Origin of the sequence: Bradyrhizobium ottawaense (assembly GCF_002278135.3) — a bacterium.
GTDB classification, from domain to species: domain Bacteria; phylum Pseudomonadota; class Alphaproteobacteria; order Rhizobiales; family Xanthobacteraceae; genus Bradyrhizobium; species Bradyrhizobium ottawaense.
Genome location: NZ_CP029425.2, coordinates 6,818,982 through 6,843,048, shown reverse-complemented (window position 1 = coordinate 6,843,048; position 24,067 = coordinate 6,818,982). Strand labels below are relative to the sequence as shown.

Below are 24,067 nucleotides of genomic sequence, written 5' to 3'. Positions count from 1 at the left end.
CTACGGATATTGGTCGGCTCAGAGGTCGTTACAGGTTTAATCACAGGCGAGTGATGTTCGGCTGGACGGCGTTCGGACGGCATGAAACAGCTTTTTCGGGGGAAATCTGGGGGGCCGCCGTGAGCTACTTCACATCCAGGCGTGAACGCCGAAGCCTGCGCGCGTGTGCGGGGGTGTTGGCGGCCCTGCTTGGGCTCGCCTCGGCGGCGTCATCGGAGCCGCTCCGCCGCAGCGGCTATGCGATCGGCGCGGAAACCTGCGGCAATGGCGATCTCGCTTTTCCCAGGATCCAGATCGACATGAAGGCCGGATTTTGCGCCGGGCTCGTCGCCAGCGAAGAGGATGGCCTGAAATTCCCGCGCGCGATCGTCCAGCTGCCGGGCCGGGAGCTGTTCGTGGTGGCCGACATGGGCGGCTGGGGCCACACCGACGGACGGCTGTTGCTGCTCGATCCGCGCGCGGCCCAGGGCCAGCGGTTCAGGGAGCTCCTGGCGGGAATCGAATATCCGTTCGGCCTCGCCATCGGTCCGGACAGGAAGCTCTACGCCTCGACCGCCGAGACCATCTTCCGGTTCGATCCCATCGCCGACAATCCGCGCGGCACGGTCGAGACCATCATCCGTCATATGCCGGGCCGCCGGATCACGCTGCCCGACGGCACAAGGCTCCAGGAGAGCGCGCATCCGCTCAAGCAGTTTGTCTTCGACTGGAACGGACGGCTATTCGTCAATGTCGGCTCGCACAGCGACGACTGCATCACGCCGGCGCCAATCACAAAGCCTTGCGCGGCGGCCGAGGGCGCTTTCGCGATGGCAGCAATCTGGCTGTTCACGCCGCCCCCGGGTGGTGTCTTCCCGGCGCTGAAGCCCGGCGATGCCGATCCGCCGCACACCGTCTATGCGCGAGGCTTGCGCAATTCGATGGCGCTGGCGCTGCATCCGAAGTTTCCCGAGGCCGGCTACGCCTTCCTGCAGGGCGAGAACAGCCGCGACTTGCCCGACATCTTCAAGCCGAACGAGGAGATCAACGCGATCGAGCAGGGCAGGCACTATGGCTGGCCCTATTGCTACGATCTGTCGACGCCGAGCCCGGAATTCAGGAACGTGCTGCAAGGCGGGCTCTACAAATCGCTCTGCACGGCCAACGCGCTCTACAAGCCGCCGCTCTCGCTGATGCCGCCGCACGGCGCGCCGCTCGCGATGCTCTATTATCATGGCAGCAAATTTCCGGAGCTGGAGGGCAAGCTGCTGGTCGGCCTCCACGGATATCGTCCGACCGGAAGCCGCGTCCTCGTCTACGACGTCGACGATCGCGGCTTCCCCAAGCCTTCCCCCGCGCCGGTGCGCTACCACGTCAGTTGCGCCGCGGATCCGGTGCGCAGTTTTCAGTCCGACGCCGGCGAGGTCGCCGCCGCGCCGTTCGACGAGCTGATCGCAGGCTGGCACCGCGTCAACGGCGCGCGGCCGCAAGGGGCGCCGGTCGGCATGACGGTCGCGGAAGACGGCGCGATCTGGCTGGTCGAGGACAAGAACCAGACGGTGATCCGGATCGATCGTGCCGCGGGTGATCCGCCGCCGCCGCTGCCGTGCGACATGCGCAGCCAGGCGATGATCGATCAGCTCGCGGCCTTCGTCGCCAGGGATGCGCAGAACAGCGCCCGGCTGACCACGCTGCGCAAAGGCCTCGTCGAGAAGCATTGCGTCGGCTGCCATTCCGATTTCGGCTTGAAGGGCGGCCAATCGGAGGCGGAGAAGGATGTGGCGGTGCTCCGCTTCATGCTTTCGCAGGACGGCTGGATCTATCCCGGCGATCCCGACGCCGGCAAGCTGCGCACGCGGCTGCGCGGTCTCGGCGCGGAGAAGCTGATGCCGCCGGGCGGCGAGAGCCTGCCGAAGACCGAGCCCGGCTACAGACGTCTGCTGGACACCGCGGATCTGCTCGTCGCGACAATGGTTCCGGGTACGCGGATGCGGATCAAGCCGGGCCCGCCGCAGCGCAAGTTCTTTGGCAAAACCAGCAAGGAATGCGGCGAAATACCGGCCGGAAAGGTCGTTGTCGTGACACAAAGGAGCGCTGTAGACAAACCCGGCTTCAGCCGATTCTTCCGGCCGGCCGATCCCTATTTGAATGGCGAGTGCACCGACGGCGATGGCTATTACATCCGGCAGGAATTTCTGGTGCCTGTGCAGTAGCGTCCTACTCGCCGTCGCGGCTGCGTCCGCCCATGCGGAAACGAAGCTGTTCGAGAGTGCGCAGGTGACGCCTCCCGGCGAATACACCTTCGGCATCGAGGGCCCGGCGGCTGACCTCGAGGGCAATTTGTTCGTGGTCAATCTCGGCAGGCCCGGCACCATCGGCCGGCTGCCCGCCGGCGGCACCGCGTCGGAGCCGTTCACGGCGCTGCCCGATGGCAGTGTCGGCAACGCCATCCGCTTCGACCGGAGCGGCACCATGTTCATCGCCGACTACAAGAAGCACAACATCTTCGCGATTGCGAAGGGGACGACCGAGCCGGGCATCTGGTTTCACTCCGACGAGATGAACCAGCCCAACGACATCACGATCGCCCGCGAGGGCACGATCTATGCGAGCGATCCGAACTGGAAGGGCCGGGAAGGCCATATCTGGCGGATTACGAAAGCCGCCGACGGCACGGTGCAGGGACAGATCATGTCGGCGCCGCGCGCGATGGGCACCACCAACGGCATCGATCTCAGCCCTGACGGCAAGACGCTCTATGTCGGCGAATCCAACAGCGGCCAGATCTGGTCCTATGCGATCAACGGCAACGAGCTGACGGCTGCAAAACTCGTCAAGGCGTTTCAGCCCGACACCGTCGACGGGCTGCGCACCGACGTTGCCGGCCGGCTCTACGTCGCGCGCATTCTCAAGGGCACGATCGCGCTGATGAAGCCGAACGGCGCGGTCGAGCGGGAGATCGCGCTGAAGGCCAAGGAGCCGACCAACCTCGCCTTCGGCGGCAGCGACGGCAAGACCGTCTTCGTCACCCAGCGTCAGGGCGGCTTCATCGAGTCCTTCCGCACCGATCAGCCGGGCCGCGAGCACTGCCTGCAGCGCGGGCGCTGCTGAGCGCCGATTGCGATCTGCTTCCGCCGCAGGGCGAGACGGCATTCTTCTTGCTTGCATCTGGCCGCCGCAGCGATCAAGACGTCTGTGGCAACGCCTCAAAGCGTTTTCGAGCGAAGTGGATACCGGTTCGCGTGAAGAAAACGCCTCAAGACCAGAGCATGCAAGCACGGAGTGTTTGAGTGAAAGCCGTCCATACCGAACTGCACCGCAGCCACGATCCGCAATTCTTCCTGGTTCGCGGTGTCGTCAAGCGCACCACCGAGCAGCCGGAGCGCGCCGACCGCCTGCTGAAGGGGTTGAAGGACGGCAAGCACCAGCTGGTCGAGCCGACCACATTCGGACAGGGCCCTCGCGCGCGCATTCACAGTCCGGAATATCTGTCGTTCCTGAGCGAAGCCTGGGACGCCTGGACCGCGCTCGGCGATTCCGGTCCGGAGATGATCGGCAACATCCATCCGGTGCGCCACGCTGCGACCTATCCGACCCACATCGTCGGCAAGCTCGGCTGGCACACCGCCGACACCGCGGCGCCGATCGGTCCGGGCACCTGGGCTGCGGCCTGCGCCGCGACGGATGTTGCGGTCACCGCCGCGCAGATGGTGATGGATGGTGAGGATGCGACCTATGCGCTCTGCCGTCCGCCCGGTCATCACGCCTATCGCGACATGGCCGGCGGCTTCTGCTTCCTCAACAACAGCGCGATCGCCGCGGCGCATCTGCGGCAGAAGCACGAGCGCGTCGTGATCCTCGACGTCGACGTCCATCACGGCAACGGCACGCAAGGCATCTTCTACGCCCGGCCCGACGTCTACACGGTGTCGATCCACGCCGATCCCATTGCCTACTATCCCTATGTGTGGGGCTATGCCCATGAGCGCGGCGAGGGGCCCGGCCTCGGCACCAATCTCAACATCCCGCTCGCCATCGGCACCGGCGATGACGGCTACATCCAGGCGATGGACGTCGCGCGCAAGGCAATCGAGTCCTTTGCGCCCGGCGCGCTCGTCATCGCGCTCGGCCTCGATGCCTCCGAGCATGATCCGCTCAAGGGATTGGCCGTCACCACGCCCGGCTTCCGCCGCATCGGCCAGGCCATCGCCAGGATGGGCCTGCCGACCGTGTTCGTGCAGGAGGGCGGTTATCTCTCGGATATTCTGGGCGCGAACCTGACCTCGGTGCTGGCCGGATTTGAAGAGGCGCGGTGAGGGATCTTCACCTCTTCCCGCGTTGGTCGTCATGCCCGGGCTTGTCCCGGGCATCCACGTTCTTCGAGCGTGGAGCAAGGCGTGGATGGCGGGACAAGCCCGGCCATGACGGCGAGAGTGATCTAAACATCCCGCTCGCCGCGAGCGCCTTGCAGACGTGCTGCATCTCGGTCTCGTCGGCGACCATGTCGAGCATAATAGTGGTCAGACCCTTGGCCGCAAAGTCCTTCAGCTTCGCGCCGATCTCCTGGTAGCTGCCGACGAGATAGGGACAGTCGGCCTGGAAGGTCAGGAACGGCAGTAGCCAATAGCCATTGTCCCCGAGCTCGCCGCTCTGGCCGGCATAGAGATGCCGCTTCCACACGGAATCGGTGTTCTCCATGGTGAGCACGAGAAGCTCGCGATCGTCAGGGTTGTCGCGGAAACGCAGTTTTGCGGCCTGCCGCGCCTCCTCGCGTCCCTCGCGGGCGAAGATGCCGAAATTCATGCCGGGCGCGTCAAGGCCGCGATCGAGATCCGGCGGCAGCATCTGCATCTTGATGCAGCCGGTCTCCTTCGCCACGCGCTGGGCCGCCTCGGATTGCCCTGCGATCAGGAATTCGGGCATCAGCTCCGCCGGCAGGCGCGGTCGAAGCTGCAGATGGTGCGCACGGTAGAAGCGGCCCTCGAAATTCACCGGCCGCGGGCTCGCCAGCAACTGCCGCATCAGCCCCACGAATTCTCCGAGCCTGATATAGCGGTCGGCATGCGACTGGTCGTCGCCGAGCCCCTGCAAGTCGCTGGCCGCCGTCCCCGTGATCATGTTGAGATAGACCTTGCGGCCGTGAAGCTGCGCCAAGGACGAGACGAACTTCGCCGCCGTGAACGGGTGCATGTAGACCGGATTGACGGCGATCAGCGGCGAAGATCGCGTCGTCGCGCCCATGATGTGCTGGGCCATGGCCCAGGGCTCGACGAACACGTCGTTGCCTTCGAACAGCAAAATGCCTTCGAAGCCGTTGCGGTCGGCGAACTGCGCCACCCGCATCAGCTCGCCGATATATTTTCCGGCGTCGCGGTTGCGCGAAATCGCGGGAAAGACGCGCAGCCGCGGCGGCGTCATTCAGCCGCTTCCTGGAGCGGCCAGGCATTGCGGCTGATGGGAAGGCCACCGTTCGCACGGGAGCCGTCGGCGATCGCGAGGCGATGCGAGGGCGAGGGCGAGCACAGCGAGAAGCGCCAGCCGTCGGGATCGTCGGCGATATCGGGCTTGAAGCTGATCTCGATGGCCTCGCGCGAGACCTGCATCGCGAAGGCGTCGAGCGGCAGATTGAGCCCAAAGCCCCTGGCCTTCAGATAGGCTTCCTTGAGCGTCCAATAGTCGAAGAAGCGCTCGGTCGCCGCGGGCTCCGGCAGTCCGCGCAGCGTTTCGACCTCCTCCGGCGCAAAGAAGCGAAGTGCGGTGGACAGCGGCGCCACCCGCCGCGACACGGTTTCGACGTCGACGCCGACGGACTCATGCTTCGACACGACGCAGGCGACGCAACCGTCGGCGTGAGACAGGCTGAAATGCAGCGCGCTCGAGGTCGCGGGTGCTGCGACAAACGGCCGCCCATAGCGGCCGGCTGCAAAGGACCAGTCGGACGGCGCGACGTTGGAGGCGATCTGCGACAGCGCCAGGCGCAGCATCGCATGCGCGAAAATATATTGCCGTCGGTGCCGCTCGAACATGAAGCGATCGGCCCGGACGCGTTCGTCGACCGAGAGCAGCCGTCGGCACGCCTCGACCGCGCCCGGTGCGTCGATGGACTCGATCAGTCCGACAAAGAGTTCAATTCTGTCGTCCGCCATCAATTGGGCCTTTTGCGTCAGGCCGAGGGCAGATCCCCGGTCCCGACGGAAGAAACAACTGAGCAAGAATCAATCAAGCGGACCGCTTCTAGCGGTCCACCCGGGCGAATTCTTGTCGATTTGCAGGCCGGTTTACAGGCGCAAGCTTGTGCGAGACCTTAACTCGACACGCGAGCGGCCCATCCCCGAAAAGCGAAGCTTGAAGATTCGTACGGCGTCCCGGCCGACGAATCTTACCTCTTCTTCTTCTTGGCTTTCTTCGAGCCGCCAAGCACCGAAAGGCTGGCGTCGACGTCCTTCAGCGCGGATTGGAGTTTCTTCTTCTCGGCACCGAGCAGCTTCTGGAGGGCCTTGCGGTCCTTGTCGCTCAACGAGGTACCCTTGGTAAATTTGATGAAACCCATAACACTCCCCCGGTTGAAAATAATCGTCCAAATCAAAACGCCGGAATAATCTTGCGCGACGACGCCAAATAATCAAGATGCAACTTGGTCATGCACAGCTTTGACGAGTGAACCCGTATTCGTCCGTGATGTCATCCGCTCACGCCGCGTTGCGCGCGAGTAATCCGTCGAGCGGCGTGTTGGGCTGGGCGACGGCGGCCCCCAGCAGCGCAACGAGATCCTCCATCCACGCGCCGACCGTGCGGCCGTCGAGCAGCTCGTGCTTGTAATTGCATGAGCCGGTGATGCCGGTCGGGCGCTCCTTGAGCATCAGCGACAGCCAGGTCTGGTCGATCGGGAGCACCGGCTGACCTTCGCGTGCGATGTTGCCGATCGATCCTGTCGTGAGATCCGGCAGATCGAGCGGCTGGCGCAGCGGGTTTTGCAGCGTGAAATAGACCTGGAGCAGCGAGGCCGGATCGATCCCCTCGCGCTCCAGATGGTCAGCCAGGATGTTGAAGGGCAGCTCTTGGCGCGCATGCGCGTCGAGCACGCTCTGGCGTACCCGCACCAGCGCCTGCGTGAACGACAGCTCCGGCGTGATCTTGGTGCGGACGATCACCGTGTTCTCGAACGGGCCGACGATTCGGTCGGTGTCCGGCTGGGCGCGATTGGCCATGGCGGTGGCGATAGAGATGTCGGTGCGACCCGTCCGGGCCAGCAGCAAGGCCTTCAGACCGGTGAGCAGGCACATGAACAGCGTGCAATTGTGCCGCCCGGCGAACGCCGTGAGCCGGCTGAGCAGCTCACGATCCAGATTGACCGGATGATGCCCGGTGGACGCGCCCGGGCTCGATTCGCCGTCGAAGACAGGGACCGCGCCGCGCAAATTTTCCGTCCAATCCGCCGCCTGCCGGCGGGCGGCGTCCGTGCCGCACCACCAGCGCTGCCAGCGTGCGACGTCCGAAAAGGCCGGGGGCGGGCTCGGCAGCGGCGCCGACGGATATCCGGCCAACGCCGCATAGCGGCTCGACAATTCCTCGAACAGCACGCCGATCGACCAGCCGTCGACAATGGCGTGATGCAGCGTCAGCAGCAGCACGTGATCGTCGTCGTGGAGCCGCAACACCCGGGCGCGGAGCAGCGGCGCGCGCGACGTGTCGACCGGCGTAGAGGTCTCCTGTTGGATCAGAAGATCGATCTTCCGGAGCTCCAGGGCCTTGCGCCGCTTGTTATTGTGAGCGTGACCGTCGCCGATCGTCTCGATGGTCAGGACACGGCCGAGGGATCCGGGTGCGGCGATATGGCTGACCGGCTCCACGCCGTTCCAGCCGAACGCGGTCCGCAGCGATTCGTGCCGGCGCACGAGGTCCTCGATCGCCTGTGCCAGGGCGGCCGCATCGAGCGGACCCTGAAGACGGAAGGCGAAGGGTAGGTTGAACAGCGGCAACCCCGGGAGGTTCTGCTCGATCCGCAACATCTGGTCCTGTGCGATCGAGAGCGTTGGCCCGCCGCTGTCGGCCCGGCTCGCTTCAGCCAGGCTCGTCACGCTTGCGACAGGCTTGCGCGGCGTCGCCGCCATGGCCTGGTCGACCCGCCGGGCAAGCTCCTCGATCGTCGGTGCCTCGAAGATGGTCTTGATCGGTAGCGATACGCCGAGCGCGCGGGCGATGCGCGCCATCGCCTGGCCCGCCAGCAGCGAATGGCCACCGAGGTCGAAGAAATTGTCGGTGACGCCGAGGCTTTCCACCTTGAGCAGGTCGATCCAGATGTCGGACAGCACCTTTTCAGTAAAGCGCCGCGCCGGCACGGGCGCGTCCGGTCCGGGCGCCTCGTGCTGCGTCGGCGCCAGCAGTGCGGACCGGTCGATCTTGCCATGGGCATTGAGCGGTACGTGATCCAGGAACAGGAATGCGGACGGGATGGCGTGGCCCGGCAACCGGCTCTTCAGGAATTCGCGCAGCTCGCTGGCGCTGATCCGGCTGTCGGGCTTTGCGACGATATGGGCGATCAGCCTGACGTCGCCGCTCGCCTCGCGGCGCGGCTCGACGATGCCGGCCCGCACGCCCGGATGGTCGGCCAGCGCGTTCTCGATCTCCTTGAGTTCGATACGGTAGCCGCGGACCTTGACCTGATGGTCGGCGCGGCCGAGGCATTCGATCGTCCCGTCGGCGCGGCGACGGGCAAGATCGCCGGTGCGGTAAAGCCGACCGCCTGGCTGGCGCGAGAACGGATCGGGCAGGAAGCGCTGCCGGCTCTGCGCGGGATCGTTGACATAGAAGCGGCCGATGCCTGCGCCGCCGATGCAAAGCTCGCCGGTCACGCCAACCGGCTGCGGCTGCAGGTTGGCGTCGAGCACGTAGAGCTGGGTGTTCGGCAGCGGCGCGCCGACCGGAACGTTGCCCGTCGCGGTCGCCGGCGCTTTGGTCAAGCGGTGCAGGGAGACGTCGTCGGAACATTCCGACGCGCCATAGGCGTTGATCAGCGGCACTTTCGGGCAGCGGGCGAACCAGGCCCGGCAGAGCTCGACGGGCAGCGGCTCGCCGGTCGAGATCAGGAGGCGCAATCTCGCAAAGGCGCGCTGGACCTGCGCCTCGTTCATCCGTTCGACGATGACGCGCAAAAGCGATGGGACGATCTCGAGCACCGTGATGCCTTCGCGCTCGATCTCCCGCGCCAGCAGGATCGGGTCCTGCACGACCGCATTGTCGCAGACATGTACGCGCGCGCCGACCATCGGCCCCGCCAGGAACTGCCAGACCGAGATGACAAAGCTCTGTGGCGCGGACTGCGCGATGACGTCCCTGGCGGAGAGGCCGAGCTCGGAGATGAGCGAGGCCAGATGGTTCGACAGGCCGCGCTGCTCGATCATGACGCCCTTCGGCGCGCCGGAGGAGCCGGACGTATAGATGAGATAGGCGAGGCCGGAGGCTGCGCGCCGTACCGCACGGGCCGGCTTGGTCGATCCCGGGGCGATCGTATCTTCGAGTTCGGCCACCGGGATGCGCTCGACCAGCGGTTCGAGCAGCGGGCCGACCATGGGTGACCGCGCGCGGCCGGTCAGCAGCATGCGGGCGCAGCTCGATCCGAGAATGGTCGTGAGCCGCGCCGGTGGAAGATCGGGATCGAGATTGAGAAAGGCCGCGCCCGCGCGCTGCACCCCGATCATCGCGGCGAGCAAGTCGGGGCCGCGATCCGCAAGCAAGGCCACCACGCTCTCGGCACCGATCCCTTCGCGCACAAGCCAGCGCGCAACCGACCGGCTGCGGCGCGCCAGCTCGCGATAGCTCAGGCAGGTGTGTCCGTCCGTTACCGCGATGGCGGTCGGCGTCGTCCTGGCCTGGCGGTCGAAGCGTTCACTCACATTGCCGCGGGTGGTGAAATTGGCCGGCACGCCCCGGCCTGTCGCCAGCAATTGCCGGCGTTCGGCCTGGTTGAGGAGCGGCAGGCGCGAGATGCGCTGCTCCGGATTAGCGATGGCAGCCTTGAGCATTGTCTTGAACTGCGCGGCCATGCCGTCGATCGTCGCGGCGTCGAACAGGTCGGTGGCGTATTCGAAGAAGCCGGTGAAGTGGCCGTCGGCCTCGACCAGCTCGAGCGTGATGTCGAAGCGCGCCACTTTCGGGTCGATCTCCAGCCGCCGCGTCGAGAGGCCGGGAAAGCGTGCCGCCTCGATCGAGGCGTTCTGGAGGATGAACATGATCCGGAACAGCGGATTGCCGTCACTGCGGCGTGCGATCTGCAATGCGCGCAACACCTCCTCGATCGCAAGGTCCTGGTTGCGGTAGGCATCGAGCGTGACCTGCCGGACCCGCCGCAACATCTCGCCGAAGCTCGGGTCGCCGCCAAAATCGTTGCGCAGGATCAGCGTGTTGGCAAACAACCCGATCAGGCGCTCGCTCTCGATCTGGTTGCGATTGGCGATCAGCGATCCCGTCGCGACGTCCTCATGCCCGGTGTGGCGGAACAGCAGGCACTGGAAGACCGCGAGCAGCGTCATGAAGGGCGTGACGCCCTGATCCTGGCTCAATGCGCGGACATCGCCCGAGAGAGCCTTGGAGAACGCGAAATAGTGGCGAGCGCCGTGACCGCTCCAGGCCTCCGGCCTTGGCCGGTCGGTCCGAAGCGGCAGCGTGGTGACGCCGTCGAGCTGGCCTCGCCAATAGTCGAGCTGGTCCTTGGCTGCCGGCGTCTGTGCCCAGCTCTGCTGCCAGAGCGCGAAGTCGCGATATTGAAAAGCTGGCGCGGGCAGGGCCGCCACGCTCTTCTCGTGTGCGGCGGCATAGTGGGCGGCAAGCTCCTCCCAGAACAGGCGTTGCGACCAGCCGTCGGTGACGAGGTGATGGACATTGACCACCAGCGCATGGCTCGTCCTATCGAACGACAGCAGGGTGACTTTCAGCGGCGGCTCGCGCGCCAGGTCGAACGGATATTGCGCGAGCTTGAGCGCCTCGCGCCTGATCACTGCGGCCCGCTTGTCGGCAGGACACGGCTTGAGCTTGATCCGCTCGAACCGCGGCGGCGATTGCAGCACGAGCTGCGCCGGTTCGCCCTGCCGCTCGATGAAGACCGAGCGCAGCGCCTCGTGGCGTGCGCAGATCGCCGCAAGGCTTGCCTGAAGTGCGGCGACGTCGATCTGGCCCTTGAGCACGGCGACTTCGACGACGTTGTAATTGTAGCGGGTCGGATCGAGCCGCGAGAGCACGTACATCCGCTGCTGCTGGAACGAGAGCGGCGCGTCTGCTTCCGTCACCTGCCGCCAGGCCGGCAGTGCCGCCCCATGCCGGCTTGCGGCGGTATCGATCCGGGCTGCAAGCGCGGCGACCGTGGCGCAATCGAAGATGTCCTCGAACGAGAAGTCGATGTTGAAGCGTTCGCGCAGACGAGAGCGCATCTGCGTCACTGCGAGCGAATCCGCGCCGAGCGCGAAGACGTCCTGATCGACGCCGACCTGCGGCAGCTCCAACAGGCCGGCCCAGATCGCGGCGAGTTGTGTCTCCAGCGCGGTGCGGGGCAGCCGCGCCTCGTCGCCGTCCTCCGGCTCGGCGATCAGCTCGGCCAGCGCGTTGCGCTTGACCTTGCCGCTGCCGCCTTTCGGCAGGGCTGCCACGCTGCGGATCAAGCTCGGCACCTTGTAGGCAGCGAGCCGCTTGCGCGCGAACTGGCGCAGGTGATCCGAGGTCGCCTCGGCATCCGGTCGCAGCACCACGACGGCGGCGACGTTTTCGCCGAGCTTTTCGTGCGGCACCGCGAACACGCCAGCCTCCAGCACGGCCGGATGGCTGAGCAGGACCTCTTCCACCTCGAGCGGCGAGATCTTCTGCCCGCCGCGGTTGATGACGTCCTTGATGCGGCCGACGATGAAGAGATAGCCGTCAGCGTCGAGATAGCCGAGATCGCCGGTCCGGAACCAGCCGTTGCGGAAGGCGGCCTGCGTCGCCGCCTCGTCGTTGTAATAGCCGCGGCTCACGTTCGGTCCGCGCAACATGATCTCGCCACGCTCGCCGCTCGCAAGTGCGCGGCCCGTCTCGTCCATGATGGCGATCTCGGGGCCGGCAGCGCGCCCGACCGATCCGACCTTGCGCAGCTCGAACGGGTTGGCTGCGATCTGCGAGGCCGCTTCGGTCATGCCGTAGGTCTCGAGCACGGGAACGCCGAACGTCGCCTCCAGCCCTTCGAGGATCGTGGGCGCGAGCGAGGCCGAGGCCGAGCGGATCACGCGCAGCGACGACGATCGGGCGCGGTCCGGGTCGGATTCCGCCGCCGTCAGCAGCGCGCGGTGAATGGTCGGCACGGCGGTGTACCAGGTCGGTTGCAGCTCCCGCATCCAGCCGAAGAAGGACGGTGCATCGAAACCGTCGGTGCAGATCACGCTGGAGCCTGCGGCCAACGCCGTCAGAAGGCCGGAGATCAAGCCATGGGCGTGAAACAGCGGCAGGACGTTGAGCAGGCGATCGTGAGAGGTGAGCGACAGCACGCGGCCGGCATTGGCGGCGGACAGGCATACATTGCGATGCGTCAGCGGCACCATCTTCGGCCGCGCTGCCGTGCCCGACGTCAACAGGATGAACGCATCGTCGTCGCCGCGCGAGGCGCCCCCGGCCGCCACCGGCCCGACCGTCGGACCGATGAATTTGCAGCCGCCCAGATCGTCTTGCGGTCCCGGCACGAAATCGATCACCGCGATATCCAGCGCCTTGGCGACGTCGCGGCTCGCCGAGTTCATGTCGGCCCGGGTCAAGAGCGCGGTCAGCTTCAGTTCGCTGAAATAGCGCTGCAGCTCGTCCGCGGTCAGATCGGGATTGACGGGGACGCAGGCGCCGCTCGAGGCAACCGCGATCAGCGCCAGCGCGCTGTCGGCGCCGCGCGGCAATGCAACCGCAATCCGGTCGGCAGTGGTGATGCCGAGCCGGCGCAGCGTGCCGACAAGATTTTGCGTCACCTCGCCAAGCGCGCCGTAGTTGAGGACGGGCCGACCCGGGGCGAGGAGGGCGGGTGCCGCTGGCGTCTTGCGGGCGTAGAAATCGAGAACGCCGCCGATATGGGCGAATGTGTTGGTTTCGGCTGCCGTGCCGCTTGATTCCTCCGGGGCTGGGAGTGTGACGTCCGACAATTCCGTTCCCTTTTGATCCGATTGAGCTATTCTTCCAAGAAGTCAGGGAACGCGTCCAGTCTGAGGTGAAGTTTTGGCCGCAAAATCTGTGGTTGAGGGGCCCTAAGCCCTTCGACGGAATTATGGTCGGGCGGAAATCACCATGCTGGAGAATGAGCCGGACACGGGAACGGATGGCGGGCTGAAGCGCTGGCTCGAGGGCGTCGGCCTCGGCCATTACACCGATCTCTTCGCACAGCACCGTCTCGATCTCGACGTCATGGGCGACCTGACCGAATCCGATCTGGTCGAGCTCGGATTGCCGCTCGGCGATCGCAAGCGGCTGCAGCGGGCGATGGCGGCGCTGTTCCAGGCGGAAACGGCCGAGGCGCCCGCGACAATGGTGCCGCAAACCCGCACCGAGGTCGGCGCTGAACGGCGTCAGCTCACCACCATGTTCTGTGACATGGTGGATTCCACCTCGCTGTCCGTGCAGTTCGATCCGGAAGACGTCCGCGACATGATCGCGAGCTTCCGCGAAACCTGCGTCCGCGTGGTCAAGCATTACGAGGGCTTTGCCGCCCGTTTCGTCGGCGATGGTATCCTCGTCTATTTCGGCTATCCGACCGCGCATGAGGACGATGCCGAGCGCGCGGTGCGCGCCGGGCTCGAGATCGTGCGATTGCTATCGACCGCACGCGCGACCGAGCTGCGCGGTGGGCTCAGCCACGCACCCGCCGTCCGCATCGGGATCGCGACCGGCCTCGTCGTGGTCGGCGACCTCGTCGGACAGGGTACCGAAGAGCGCGACTCCGCGGTCGGAGAAACCGTCAATCTCGCCGCGCGCCTGCAGGGCCTCGCGCCGCCCAATGGCGTGGTGATTTCCTCATCGACCCAGTCGCTGCTGAAGGGGAAGTTCGACTACCGCAATCTCGGGGTCCACGCCTTGAAGGGGATATCCGAGAAGACGCAGGCCTGGCACGTTGTGCGCGCCTCGCGGGTGGAGACCCGATTCGCCGCCGCCATGGGCACGCGACTGACGCCGCTGGTCAACCGTGAGGAGGAGATCGCGCTGTTGATGGGCCGCTGGGAGCAGGCCAAGGATGGTGACGGTCAGGTCGTGGTCAAGTTCGGCGAGCCCGGCATCGGCAAGTCGCGCATCATCCAGGAGATATTCGAGCGGATATCGGGCGACCGGCATGGACAGGTCTCGTTCCAGTGCTCGCCCTATTACACGTCCACTGCATTCTATCCGTTCGCCGAGCAGCTCAAATTCTCCCTTGGCCTCGACCGCGAGGATGCCTCCGCGCTGTCGCTGGCGAGCCTGGAGAGCGCGATTGCCGCCGCTCATGGCGACATCGAGCAGGTCACGCCGCTGTTTGCCGCGCTGTTGTCGATACCGACCGGCGACCGCTATCCGCGGCTCGAGCTGTCGCCGCAGCAGCAGAAGGATGCGACCGTCGGGGCGCTGGTCAATCATTTCCTCGGCCTTGCGCGCGAGATGCCGCTGGTGATCGCGTTCGAGGATCTGCACTGGATCGACCCGACCTCCCGCGAGGTGATCGATCTCCTGGTCGACCGGGTGCAGAACCGGCCGATCCTGGCCATCATCACAGCGCGGTCCGAATTCCAGCCGAGCTGGAACGCGCATTCGCACATCACGACGCTGGTGCTGAACCGCCTGAGCCGGCAGCTGCGCACCACGCTGGTGGAGCGCGTCGCCGGCAGAGAGCTGCCCAAGGAGGTCGTCGAGGAGATCATCGTCAAGACCGACGGCGTGCCGCTGTTCCTGGAGGAGCTGACCAAGACGGTCCTCGAATCCAACCTGCTGACCGAGCGGCATGGGCGCTACGTGCTGTCGGGCCCGTGGCGGCAGCTCGCGATCCCGGCAACCCTGACCGACTCGCTGATGGCGCGGCTGGACCGGATGGGGCCGTTCAAGCGCATCGCGCAGATCGGCGCCACCATCGGCCGCGAGTTCTCCTACGAGACGCTGCATGCCGTCGCCAACACGCCGGCCGAACAGATCGAGGCGGCGCTCAATCATCTGGAGCAGGCCGGGCTGATCATGCGCCGCGGTCTTCCGCCCGATGCGCTCTACTCCTTCAAGCACGTCATGATCCAGAACGCCGCGCATGCGAGCCTGCTGCACAGCGAGCGGCGCAAGCTGCATTCGCGGATCGCCCAGGTGCTTGCCGAGATGTATCCGGAGAAGACCGAGCGCGAACCGGAGCTGCTCGCCCATCACATGACCGAATCCGGCCAGAGCGAGGGCGCCGCGAGCTTCTGGCTCAAGGCCGGCAAGCAGGCGGCCAAGAGCGGTGCCAATCTGGAGGCGATCGGCCATCTGCGCCGCGGTCTCAGCGTCGTGCAGGCCAATGCGCGGATGCAGGGCGCGGACGAGATGGAGCTCGAGCTGCGCATCGCGCTCGGCAACGCGCTGATCGCCGCCAAGGGCTACGCGGTCCAGGAGGTCGAGGAGAACTACATCCGCGCGCTCGAGCTCGGCCAGCAGCTCGACGACGACGAAAAGATCTTTGCCGCCACCCGCGGCCTGTGGGTCTGCCACTTCATCCGCGCCGATCTCACCCGCGCGCACGATCTCAGCGTCGAGCTGTTGAAATTCGCCAAGCGCGAGCGGCTCAACGAGCGGACGCAGCCGGCGCAGCAGACCGGCTATCTGATCGAGGCGCACCGCTCGATCGCGATGACCATGCTCTATCGCGGCCGTTTTGCAGCTTCCCAGCATCATCTGCACCGCTGCATCAATCTCTACAGCCCCGATCTGCACTCCGATCTGATGGAGCGGCACGGCACCGATCCCGGCGTCGTCTCGTTGTCCTATCTCGGCTACCTGCTGTGGTTCCTCGGCCGGCCCGACGCGGCGCGCCAGCACAGCGAGCAGGCGATCGCGAATGCCGAGAAGATCCGCCATCCCTTCACGCTCGCCTTCGCGCTCGTGTTCGGTGCGTATCTCTGCCAGCATTTGCGCGACGTCGAGGGCACGCGCGATCATGCCAACCGCGCCATGATCATCGCCACCGAACATAATTTCCTGCATTGGAAACAGCAGGCGGCGATCCTGCGCGGCTGGGCGCTGACGCAACTCGGCGAGGCCGATGAAGGCCTCAGCCAGATGCGCTTCGGCCTCGACGAGTACGAGGCGATGGATTCCTGGCTCGCCGGCTGCTGGTTCCGCTGCCTGCTTGCGGAAGCCTACGCCAAGGTCGGGATGCGCGAGGCCGCCTTGCGCGCGCTTGACGGTGCGCTCGCGACCGCGCGGCGGACCGGCGATCACTCCTATCTCGCCGAAGTCTATCGCCTGCAAGGCGAGATCACGCTGTCGGACGGCGACCCGGCCTCGGCGCAGGAGGCCGGCGATCTGTTCGCGCTGTCGCTGGAGATCGCGCGCAAGCAGGGCGCGTTGTCCTGGGAGCTTCGCACGGCCGTCAGCCTCGCGCGCCTGTCGCATCAGGCCGGCAGGCGCGAGCACGCGAGTCTGCTGCTCGTGCCCGTTGTCGGCAAGTTCAGCGAGGGCTTTTACACCCCGGACCTGAAGCAGGCGGTGCAGCTCGTCAAGGAGCTCGGTGCGGACGCACCGGTCCGCGAACGCGCCGATCCCTGACATGAGTGATCTTGCCGCCGCGCGAGCGCGTTACGTCGAGCTGATTGCAAAGCGCGAGCGGATTGCCTCAAAGCGCCTGCTCGAAGCGCTCGCCGCCGTCCCGCGCGAAGACTTTCTGCCGAGGGGCCGCTGGCGCATCAAGAGCGAGGCGGCGCGCAGCTACCGGCTGACGCCCGATGCGGATCCGGTTCATCTCTATGACAACGTGCTGGTCGCGATCGACGCGCGCCGCAAGCTCGACACCGGGCTGCCGAGCCTGTGGGCCCATCTTATCGACGTGCTCGACATCAAGGAGAAGGACCGCGTGGTCCAGATCGGCTGCGGGCTCGGCTATTTCACTGCGATCCTGTCGAAGATGGTCGGTCCGAAAGGGCGCGTGATGGCGGTCGATTGCGACCAGCGCCTGGCGTTCCGTGCTGCGAACTATCTTCGCCCCTATCGCAACGTCATCGTGTTTCATGGCGATGGATGTGAGGAGATCCGCGAGCCCGCTGACGTGATCATCATCCACGCCGGCTTCTCACATCCGCATCCGCTCTGGCTCGAGGCGCTTCGGCCGCGCGGCCGCCTGTTGGTGCCGCTGACCCAGCGGGACCGTGAAGGCGCCTCCCTCAAGATCACGCGCAAGGGCAGGGGGTACGAAGCCGAGGCGGTGCAGCAGATCCGGATCTTCCCCGGCCACGGCCGGGGCACGACCGCGCTCGACGACCGCGTCGCCGACTGGTGGCAGCGGGCCTCAGCGCTGGCGCCGCTGCGCTTTCGCGGCATCGAGCAGGGACTGCCGTCGGATGGCTAACGCTTCGTTTCATTTTACCTTGATTGCGAATGGAAGTATCCAACGCACCCCGACGCCGCTATGAGTACGGCCTGATGGCCATTTGAGCGCGCTCCATGCATTCCGTTGCCCTGCTGACCGCCAGCTATGCCAAGGATATCGAACGCTTTTCGCTGCTCAGCGAGAGCATCGATACCTGGCTCACGGGATACACGCGGCATTATGTTCTCGTTAACGATGAAGACGTGCCGTTGTTCGAGCGCTTCGCCTCCGACAAGCGGGTCATCGTTCCGGCTTCGCGCTACTTGCCGAAATGGCTGTTTGCGCTGCCGCCGGCGCTTCAGTTCATCAGCAAGCGCCGCGTCTGGCTGTCGCTGCTGTCCTCGCCGGTGCACGGCTGGCACATCCAGCAGATCCTGAAGATTGCCGGCGTCCTCAACGCGCCCGAGCAGCGCATCTGCATCCTGGATTCGGACAATCTGTTCTTCCGCGAATTCGACGTCGGGCAATATGCCGGGGCTGAGAAGACGCCGCTGTTCGTCACGCCGAAGGACATCGGTGCTGACCACCCGTTGCATGGGCTGTGGCTGCGCACCGTCGATCAGCTGCTCGGCATCAAGAACCGCTCCTTCCCCGCCGACGATTATGTCGGCAATGCGTTGGTCTGGGACAAGGACACCGCGCGCGCGATGACTGCGCAAATCAAGTCGGCGACCGGCTTGAACTGGGTTCTGGCGCTGTGCCGGAAGAAGAAGTTCTCGGAATATCTGATGTACGGCCACTTTGTCGCGAACTCGCCCGCGCATCTTGCCGCCCATCGGGTCACCGAAGACAGCATCGCGGTCTCGCATTGGGACGATACGCCGCTCGACCGCCCGGCTATCGAAGCGCTGATGCGTGCCGCTTCGCCCGAGCAGGTCGCGCTCTGCATCCAGTCCTATTCGTCGACCTCGGTCGAGGACATCCGCGACGTGTTCCGCCTCAGCTCGCGCGATCGCCGGGCTCCGAGCCTGTCGCCCGAAGATATGGGAGAGGCGGCCGAGTTCGAGGTGAAGACGCGCGGCTAAGCTCGCGCGTTCAGGCATCCTTCGTGAACTTGCTGATCACGTCCATGAACGGCTTCGGCTTGAACTCGCCGTCGAGCGGCAGTGGCCGGTTCGGCTGCTTGTCCGCGCGGGCGAAGGTGCCGTTGATCCAGCTGTAGCGATCCGAGAGGCCCCAGGTCAGGATCGAACGCACCGGGCCGCTGGTCGAGATCGCCGTCAGCAGGTCGTTGACGCGCTTGGCGACGATGGCGTCGCGCTCCGCCGGGTTTCCGGTCAGCTTCTGGTCGTCGACGTCGAGCTCGGTGACATACACCTCAAGTCCCCACGAGCGCAGCTCGGTGACGAACTCGGCGAGCCCATGGGTGTCGATCTCGAGCTCGGCATGCAGATGCGATTGCAGCCCGACGGCGTGCAGGGGGACGCCCTGGTCGAGCAGGTCCATGATCAGATTGCGGTAAGCCGCGCGCTTGGCAATGAAGGAGTCCTTGGCCGACTCGATGTCATATTCGTTGATCGCGAGCTTGACGAACGGATCTGCCGCAGCCGCCGTGCGGAACGCCAGCGGAATCCAGCCTTGACCGAGATGCTGCGTCCAGAACGTGTCGCGCCGGTCCTTTGGACTGCGGGGATTGTCCGGGATCGGCTCGTTGACGACGTCCCACGAGGTCAGCTTGTCCTTGTAGTAGGAGACGACGGTGCCGATGTGGTCGACATAGGCGCGCTCGACGCCGCGGGTGTCCCTGATCTGCTTGGCCCAGTCCGGAATGTCGTGATACCAGGCCAGCGCGTGGCCGCGCATCGTCAGATCGTTGTCCCGCGCAAAATCCAGAATCGCGTCGGCGCGCTCGAAATTGAACGTGTGCGCATTCGGCCGCAGCATCGGCCATTTCAACTCGAGCACCGGGACGACCTGGGTGCAATAGGTGCCGATGGCTTCGCCGAGCCTGGGATCGGCTTGCAGGTCCCAGAGCGTGGCCGCTGCGCCGAACCCCGGACGGCGCTGCGCCAGTTTCGACGCCGGCGCCGCCGACGCGGATGCGCCCGCCGCGAGTGCTGCGGCGCTGCCGAGGAGAAATTCGCGTCTGTCGAGCCTGGTCACTTCAGTCCTTTTCGAACCAACGCACCATCGTACCAAGCGGCGCCTCGCGACGCCGGGGTTTCGGCTTGTTGGGTTAACCTCTGCCGCTTGGAAGTCGGTTCCTTTTCGTGATCGCGCCTTGCCATCCGAGGAAGGGCAAATTTAACGCTAACGCGCGAAAGCGGCTTCAAGGCTTCATTCGCCGCCCGATCTGCAGACTTATGTGACACTCTTGAGCGATGCTGCGGCGCATTCGCTCGCCCCGCCAAGGTCCCATTTAAGGCCACATTCAAGGCCCCATTGATGAACGGCCGCCACACTCGCAAGACCGTTGCCGGTCCCATGCTCGCATGCTGAACCGCCATTTCTCGATTTATCTCGTCGCCTACATCCTGCCTGCGGCGGTGGGCTTCTTCGCGGTCACGGCCTATACGCGGCTGCTGACGCCGGCGGAGTACGGCGTCTATGTCGTCGGCATCAGCCTCGCCGGCATTCTGGGTGCGATCTTCTTCGCCTGGATCAAGCTGTCGGTGTCGCGTTATCAGGCGATGTCGGCGGAGGTGGATTTTCGCGGCACGGCGATGGTGGCTTTCGGGCTCACGGTCGCGGTGCTCTGCGCCACGACCCCGCTGGTCTTCCTGTTCCGCAGCGACCTCAGTGTCGAGCTGCTGCTCGCCAGCATGTTCGTCGCGATCATGGCCAATGCGGTCGATGTCGGCCAGGAGTTCGAACGCGCCAAGTTGCGACCCTACCGGTTTGCCGCGATTTCGATCGTGCGCAGCGTGTCGAGCGTCGGCTTCGGCCTCCTCGGCATCTGGCTCGGCTGGGGTGGATTGGGCCTGCTGGCCGCGTTCGGCCTGGGGTCGCTCACCGGCATCATCCTGAACCTCGTCGGCGACCGCACGAAGATTGCCCGCTTCCAGCGCAGCCAGTTCATGCAGCTCGCGCGCTACGGCTTGCCGCTGACGCTCGCCGGGCTTTCCGTCGCAGTTTATTCGGCCTGCGACCGGCTGATTGTCGCCTATCTGCTCGGCAAGGACGCCGCCGGCATCTTCGGCGTTGCCGCCGACCTGCCGCGCCAGTTCATGGTCATGATCGCCTCCAGCGTCGCCGCGGCCACCGTGCCGCTGGTGTTCCGGTCATTGTCCGAGAACAGCAAGGAGACGACGCGGGAGCGGCTGACTGAAAGTCTCGAGCTGCTGCTCGTCGTCGTCACGCCCGTTGCGATCTGGCTCGCGCTGGCAGCGGATCAGGTCGCCGGCACGCTCGTCGGCGTCGACTTCCGCGCCGGCGTGTCGGCGCTGCTGCCGACCCTGGTGCTTGCCCGCTTCTTCGGTATCGCCAATCAGTTCTACGTGCAGATCAGCTTCCAGCTGGCCGAGCGGCCGTTCATGCTGGCGGCGCAATCTTTCCTCACGCTGGTGGTCAGCGTGGTCCTGATGTTCGCGCTGGTCGCCGGCTACGGCCTTTACGGCGCGGCGCTGGCGACGCTTGCGACCGAGGCGCTCGGCTTCCTCGTTGCCGTCGTCCTGATGCATCGCGCCCACCCGGTCCCGTTCGACCTCGGCCGCCTCGCCGGTATTGCGGCCTCCGCTGCGGCGATGGTGGCTGCGATCCTGGCTGCGCGGTCGCAAGCGGGCGGCACCGGCTTCGTGGCGCTCGTCATCGTCAGCCTCGCCGGCGGCCTTGCCTATGTCGGAGCGGCCTGGCTGCTCAACGTCGCCAATGTCCGGACGCTGTCGCTGCGCTTCCTGCGAGGCTTCAACCGTAAGGCTCTGGGCGTCTGACGGGCGTGTCCTCGCCGGCACAGCCGGACATTCTGCCGCAGTGACTGCACCTGGTTCGCGGCTGCAACCGACCTTCCGCCGGCTCAGGCCGTCGTATATGAGGGATTTGTCGCCGGACCGGGCCGAATATCGCCACAGACGGAACGTATGGCGGCTGCGATTTCTTAATTGAATGACCGCAATCTGATACATGATCGGCACGAGCGGGCCGGCATTTCGACCGAGGATGGCATGAAAAACCGACTGACGACGGCGCAACCCACCAAGGCGATGCGGCGTCGGGTGCCTCCCGGAATCGTGACATTGGCGGCAATGGCGGTCCTGGCGGCGGTGGCGCCGGCGAGCGCGGCCAAGCAGGCGCACCAGCCGGCCGAGGCGGTGGCCCAGCGCCAGGCCGGCGACCCCATCATGGCGATCGTGTCGATCAAGAGTCAGCAGGTCACGTTCTACGATGCCGATGGTTGGATCCTGCGCGCGCCAGTGTCGACCGGCACAACGGGACGCGAGACGCCGGCCGGCGTCTTCGCCATCATCGAGAAGGACAAGGACCACCGCTCGACCATGTATGACGATGCCTGGATGCCGAACATGCAGCGCATCACCTGGAACGGCATCGCGCTGCATGGCGGACCGCTGCCCGGCTATGCCGCCTCGCACGGCTGCGTGCGCATGCCCTTCGGCTTTGCCGAGAACCTGTTCGACAAGACGTATATCGGGATGCGGGTGATCATCTCGCCGCACGATACGGTCCCGACCGATATCTCTCACCCCTCGCTGTTCGTACCGAAGCCGGAAGCGATCGCGGCAGCGCCCAGGCAGGCCGACAAGCTCTCCGCCGAAGCCGACGAGGCCACAAGGGCTGCCGACGAGGCCAAGAAGGCTGCTTCCGCTGCCGCGAAGGAAGCTGCTTCGCTTCCTGCCGTTCTGCGCAAGCTGGAACAGCAGAAGGCCCGCGCTGACGCCGAGCTCGCCTTCGCCGACAAGACGCTCGCGAATGCCAAGAACGATCAGGCCCGCGCCAAGGCCGAGGAATTGAAGCAGAAGGCGGCGACCAAGGCCGCCGACGCGGCGACGCAGCTCGACGCCGCCAAGGCCGCCGCGCAGCCGAAGCGCGATGCCGTGGCCGCGACGAAGGAAGCCGCGAAGGCCACCGCGGCCAGGAAGGCCGACGCGGTGAAGGCAGCGACCGACGCAAAGCTCGCCGGTGAGCCGGTCTCGGTCTACATCAGCCGCTCGACGCAAAAGCTCTACGTGCGGCGAAACACGCATAAGCCAGCACCCGATGGCGGCGGTGAGGTGTTCGACACCAGCATCGAAGTCCCCGTCACGATCCGCAATCCCGAGCAGCCGATCGGCACGCATATCTTCACGGCGATGGCGAAGTCCGCTACGGGCCTGCGCTGGAGCGTGGTCACGATCGAAAACGGCGACGAGGCGAGGAATGCGCTCGACCGCATCACCATCCCGCAAGAGGTGTGGGATCGCATCGGGCCGACCGCATTGCCGCGCTCTTCCATCATCGTCTCGGACGAGCCGCTGAGCAGCGAAACCAATTACCGGACCGAATTCGTCGCGGTGTTAAGCGACCAGCCGCAAGGCGGCTTCATCACGCGCAAGCCGACCGCACCTGCCATGATCGCCAGCGATGACGGCTGGGACAACGGCGGTAACGGCTTCGGCTTCTTCTACCAGCGTGACCCCTACGTACAGCCGGCCAATCCGCGCCGGCAGCGCGGCCAGTACCAATATTATCAGTCGACGCAGCCGATGCAGGGAAGCTGGTGGTAGGACGCGGGATAGCCGCCCGGACGACCTGCAGTTACGGACGCGCTTCGATCACCACAGCCTGAATCTTGCCCTCCACCGGTCCGGCGCCATGACGCGTCCGGATCGCCTCGGCGACGATGTCGGTCGCGGCCTGAAGCGTGCTGGCATCCCTCGCCTCGATCTCGCCGCGCAGCGGCGTGCCCTGGCAAAGGGCGAGCGCGACATATTCGGGCGATGCCGCGCGGCTTGTTTCAGCTCGCGTCTCGATCGAGATTTCGCGGAAGCCGGCACGTTCGAGGTCGGCTCTGATGACGTCTCTGTCGTGATAGCCGTGGGGCGTGCGGACCATGAAGCGCGGCGGGTCGTCGGGAAACAGTTTGCCGAGCGCGACCGTCGCTTCATGCGTCAGCACATTGTCCTCGATCCGATCCCAGACGTTGAACACGAACGTGCCGTCCGGCTTCAGGACGCGCTTCACTTCCGCGTAAGCTCTGGTGCGGTCCGGAAAGAACATGGCGCCGAACTGGCAGCAGACCGCGTCGAACTCGGTATCACCGAAGGGCAGGGCCGATGCATCCGCCTGGCGCCAGCTGATGCGGTCATCGTCCTTCTGGCGCTGCGCGGCGACCGCGAGCATGGGCTCGTTGAGATCGGTTGCTACGTAACGGATGCCGCGCGGCAGCGCCGCCGCCACGGCGCGCGTCACTGCGCCTGTGCCCGCGGCGATCTCGAGCAGCACGGAGGGCGAGCGGGCGGCGATGCGTCTTGCGATGTCCTCCGCATAGACAGAGAAGATCATCGGAACGAGATACTCGTCGTAGATTTTCGGAATCGAGGCCGGCGAAAACCTTGTCAGTGTCGGACATGATTGCCTCGCTGAAGGTTCGGA

At 65.7% G+C, this 24,067-nt stretch carries 13 protein-coding genes and 1 pseudogene; 8 read left to right on the top strand and 6 right to left on the bottom strand.

Going from position 1 to position 24,067, the window contains the following annotated elements:
* Positions 1-173 precede the first annotated feature (173 nt).
* The 3 genes from CIT37_RS32235 to CIT37_RS32225 all read left to right on the top strand — a co-directional run bounded on the left by CIT37_RS32235 (position 174) and on the right by CIT37_RS32225 (position 4,295).
* Positions 174-2,192 carry a PQQ-dependent sugar dehydrogenase gene (locus CIT37_RS32235; protein WP_414645241.1) on the top strand — a complete coding sequence of 673 codons (2,019 nt, stop codon included), beginning with the start codon at positions 174-176 and terminating at the stop codon, positions 2,190-2,192.
* Positions 2,149-3,090 carry an SMP-30/gluconolactonase/LRE family protein gene (locus CIT37_RS32230; protein ID WP_028142224.1) on the top strand — a complete coding sequence of 314 codons (942 nt, stop codon included), beginning with the start codon at positions 2,149-2,151 and terminating at the stop codon, positions 3,088-3,090. Before CIT37_RS32235 ends, CIT37_RS32230 begins: the two co-directional genes overlap by 44 nt.
* Positions 3,091-3,269: 179 nt before the next feature.
* Positions 3,270-4,295, top strand: a complete 1,026-nt coding sequence (locus CIT37_RS32225; protein WP_028142225.1) for a histone deacetylase family protein — start codon at positions 3,270-3,272, stop codon at positions 4,293-4,295.
* 7 nt (positions 4,296-4,302) lie between these two features.
* Here CIT37_RS32225 and CIT37_RS32220 read toward each other — a convergent pair whose 3' ends face one another.
* The 4 genes from CIT37_RS32220 to CIT37_RS32205 form a co-directional block, all read right to left on the bottom strand.
* On the bottom strand, positions 4,303-5,397 hold the full coding sequence (locus tag CIT37_RS32220) for an LLM class flavin-dependent oxidoreductase (RefSeq protein WP_244611306.1): 1,095 nt from the start codon (positions 5,395-5,397) through the stop codon (positions 4,303-4,305).
* Entirely contained in the window at positions 5,394-6,125 is a 732-nt protein-coding gene (locus tag CIT37_RS32215) for a 4'-phosphopantetheinyl transferase family protein (RefSeq protein WP_038949737.1), read from the bottom strand. The genes CIT37_RS32220 and CIT37_RS32215 overlap by 4 nt, the downstream gene beginning before the upstream one ends.
* Before the next feature lie 233 nt (positions 6,126-6,358).
* On the bottom strand, positions 6,359-6,529 hold the full coding sequence (locus tag CIT37_RS32210; protein WP_162832248.1) for a hypothetical protein: 171 nt from the start codon (positions 6,527-6,529) through the stop codon (positions 6,359-6,361).
* Positions 6,530-6,668: 139 nt separating this feature from the next.
* Positions 6,669-13,121 carry a non-ribosomal peptide synthetase gene (locus tag CIT37_RS32205; protein WP_095425570.1) on the bottom strand — a complete coding sequence of 2,151 codons (6,453 nt, stop codon included), beginning with the start codon at positions 13,119-13,121 and terminating at the stop codon, positions 6,669-6,671.
* Positions 13,122-13,263: 142 nt separating this feature from the next.
* Between CIT37_RS32205 and CIT37_RS32200 the strand changes: the two genes are divergently transcribed.
* From CIT37_RS32200 to CIT37_RS32190, 3 genes are all read left to right on the top strand, one after another.
* Positions 13,264-16,725 (top strand): AAA family ATPase, encoded by a 3,462-nt coding sequence (locus CIT37_RS32200; protein ID WP_095425569.1) that lies wholly within the window; start codon positions 13,264-13,266, stop codon positions 16,723-16,725.
* A gap of 1 nt (position 16,726) precedes the next feature.
* Positions 16,727-17,521, top strand: coding sequence for a protein-L-isoaspartate O-methyltransferase family protein (locus CIT37_RS32195; protein ID WP_028142229.1), 795 nt, complete (start codon positions 16,727-16,729; stop codon positions 17,519-17,521).
* 95 nt (positions 17,522-17,616) lie between these two features.
* Positions 17,617-18,567, top strand: a complete 951-nt coding sequence (locus CIT37_RS32190; protein ID WP_038972056.1) for a DUF6492 family protein — start codon at positions 17,617-17,619, stop codon at positions 18,565-18,567.
* 10 nt (positions 18,568-18,577) lie between these two features.
* Here CIT37_RS32190 and CIT37_RS32185 read toward each other — a convergent pair whose 3' ends face one another.
* Positions 18,578-19,645: an endo-1,4-beta-xylanase gene (locus CIT37_RS32185; RefSeq protein WP_095425568.1), complete on the bottom strand. Its 1,068-nt coding sequence runs from the start codon at positions 19,643-19,645 to the stop codon at positions 18,578-18,580.
* A 329-nt stretch (positions 19,646-19,974) separates the two neighbouring features.
* Between CIT37_RS32185 and CIT37_RS32180 the strand changes: the two genes are divergently transcribed.
* Positions 19,975-21,411 (top strand): lipopolysaccharide biosynthesis protein, encoded by a 1,437-nt coding sequence (locus CIT37_RS32180; RefSeq protein WP_095425567.1) that lies wholly within the window; start codon positions 19,975-19,977, stop codon positions 21,409-21,411.
* A gap of 231 nt (positions 21,412-21,642) precedes the next feature.
* Positions 21,643-23,199, top strand: a complete 1,557-nt coding sequence (locus CIT37_RS32175; protein WP_095425584.1) for a L,D-transpeptidase — start codon at positions 21,643-21,645, stop codon at positions 23,197-23,199.
* A 31-nt stretch (positions 23,200-23,230) separates the two neighbouring features.
* Here the strand turns inward: CIT37_RS32175 and CIT37_RS32170 are convergent.
* Positions 23,231-24,044: pseudogene (locus tag CIT37_RS32170) on the bottom strand (class I SAM-dependent methyltransferase).
* Between the last annotated feature and the right edge of the window lie 23 nt (positions 24,045-24,067).

Bases quoted from the DNA above. Each gene is read 5' to 3' on its own strand.
- CIT37_RS32230 (WP_028142224.1), top strand. From the start codon at position 2,149: ATGGCTATTACATCCGGCAGGAATTTCTGGTGCCTGTGCAGTAGCGTC.
- CIT37_RS32195 (WP_028142229.1), top strand. From the start codon at position 16,727: ATGAGTGATCTTGCCGCCGCGCGAGCGCGTTACGTCGAGCTGATTGCA.
- CIT37_RS32220 (WP_244611306.1), bottom strand. From the start codon at position 5,397: ATGACGCCGCCGCGGCTGCGCGTCTTTCCCGCGATTTCGCGCAACCGC.
- CIT37_RS32190 (WP_038972056.1), top strand. From the start codon at position 17,617: ATGCATTCCGTTGCCCTGCTGACCGCCAGCTATGCCAAGGATATCGAA.
- CIT37_RS32215 (WP_038949737.1), bottom strand. From the start codon at position 6,125: ATGGCGGACGACAGAATTGAACTCTTTGTCGGACTGATCGAGTCCATC.
- CIT37_RS32200 (WP_095425569.1), top strand. From the start codon at position 13,264: ATGCTGGAGAATGAGCCGGACACGGGAACGGATGGCGGGCTGAAGCGC.
- CIT37_RS32175 (WP_095425584.1), top strand. From the start codon at position 21,643: ATGAAAAACCGACTGACGACGGCGCAACCCACCAAGGCGATGCGGCGT.
- CIT37_RS32210 (WP_162832248.1), bottom strand. From the start codon at position 6,529: ATGGGTTTCATCAAATTTACCAAGGGTACCTCGTTGAGCGACAAGGAC.
- CIT37_RS32180 (WP_095425567.1), top strand. From the start codon at position 19,975: ATGCTGAACCGCCATTTCTCGATTTATCTCGTCGCCTACATCCTGCCT.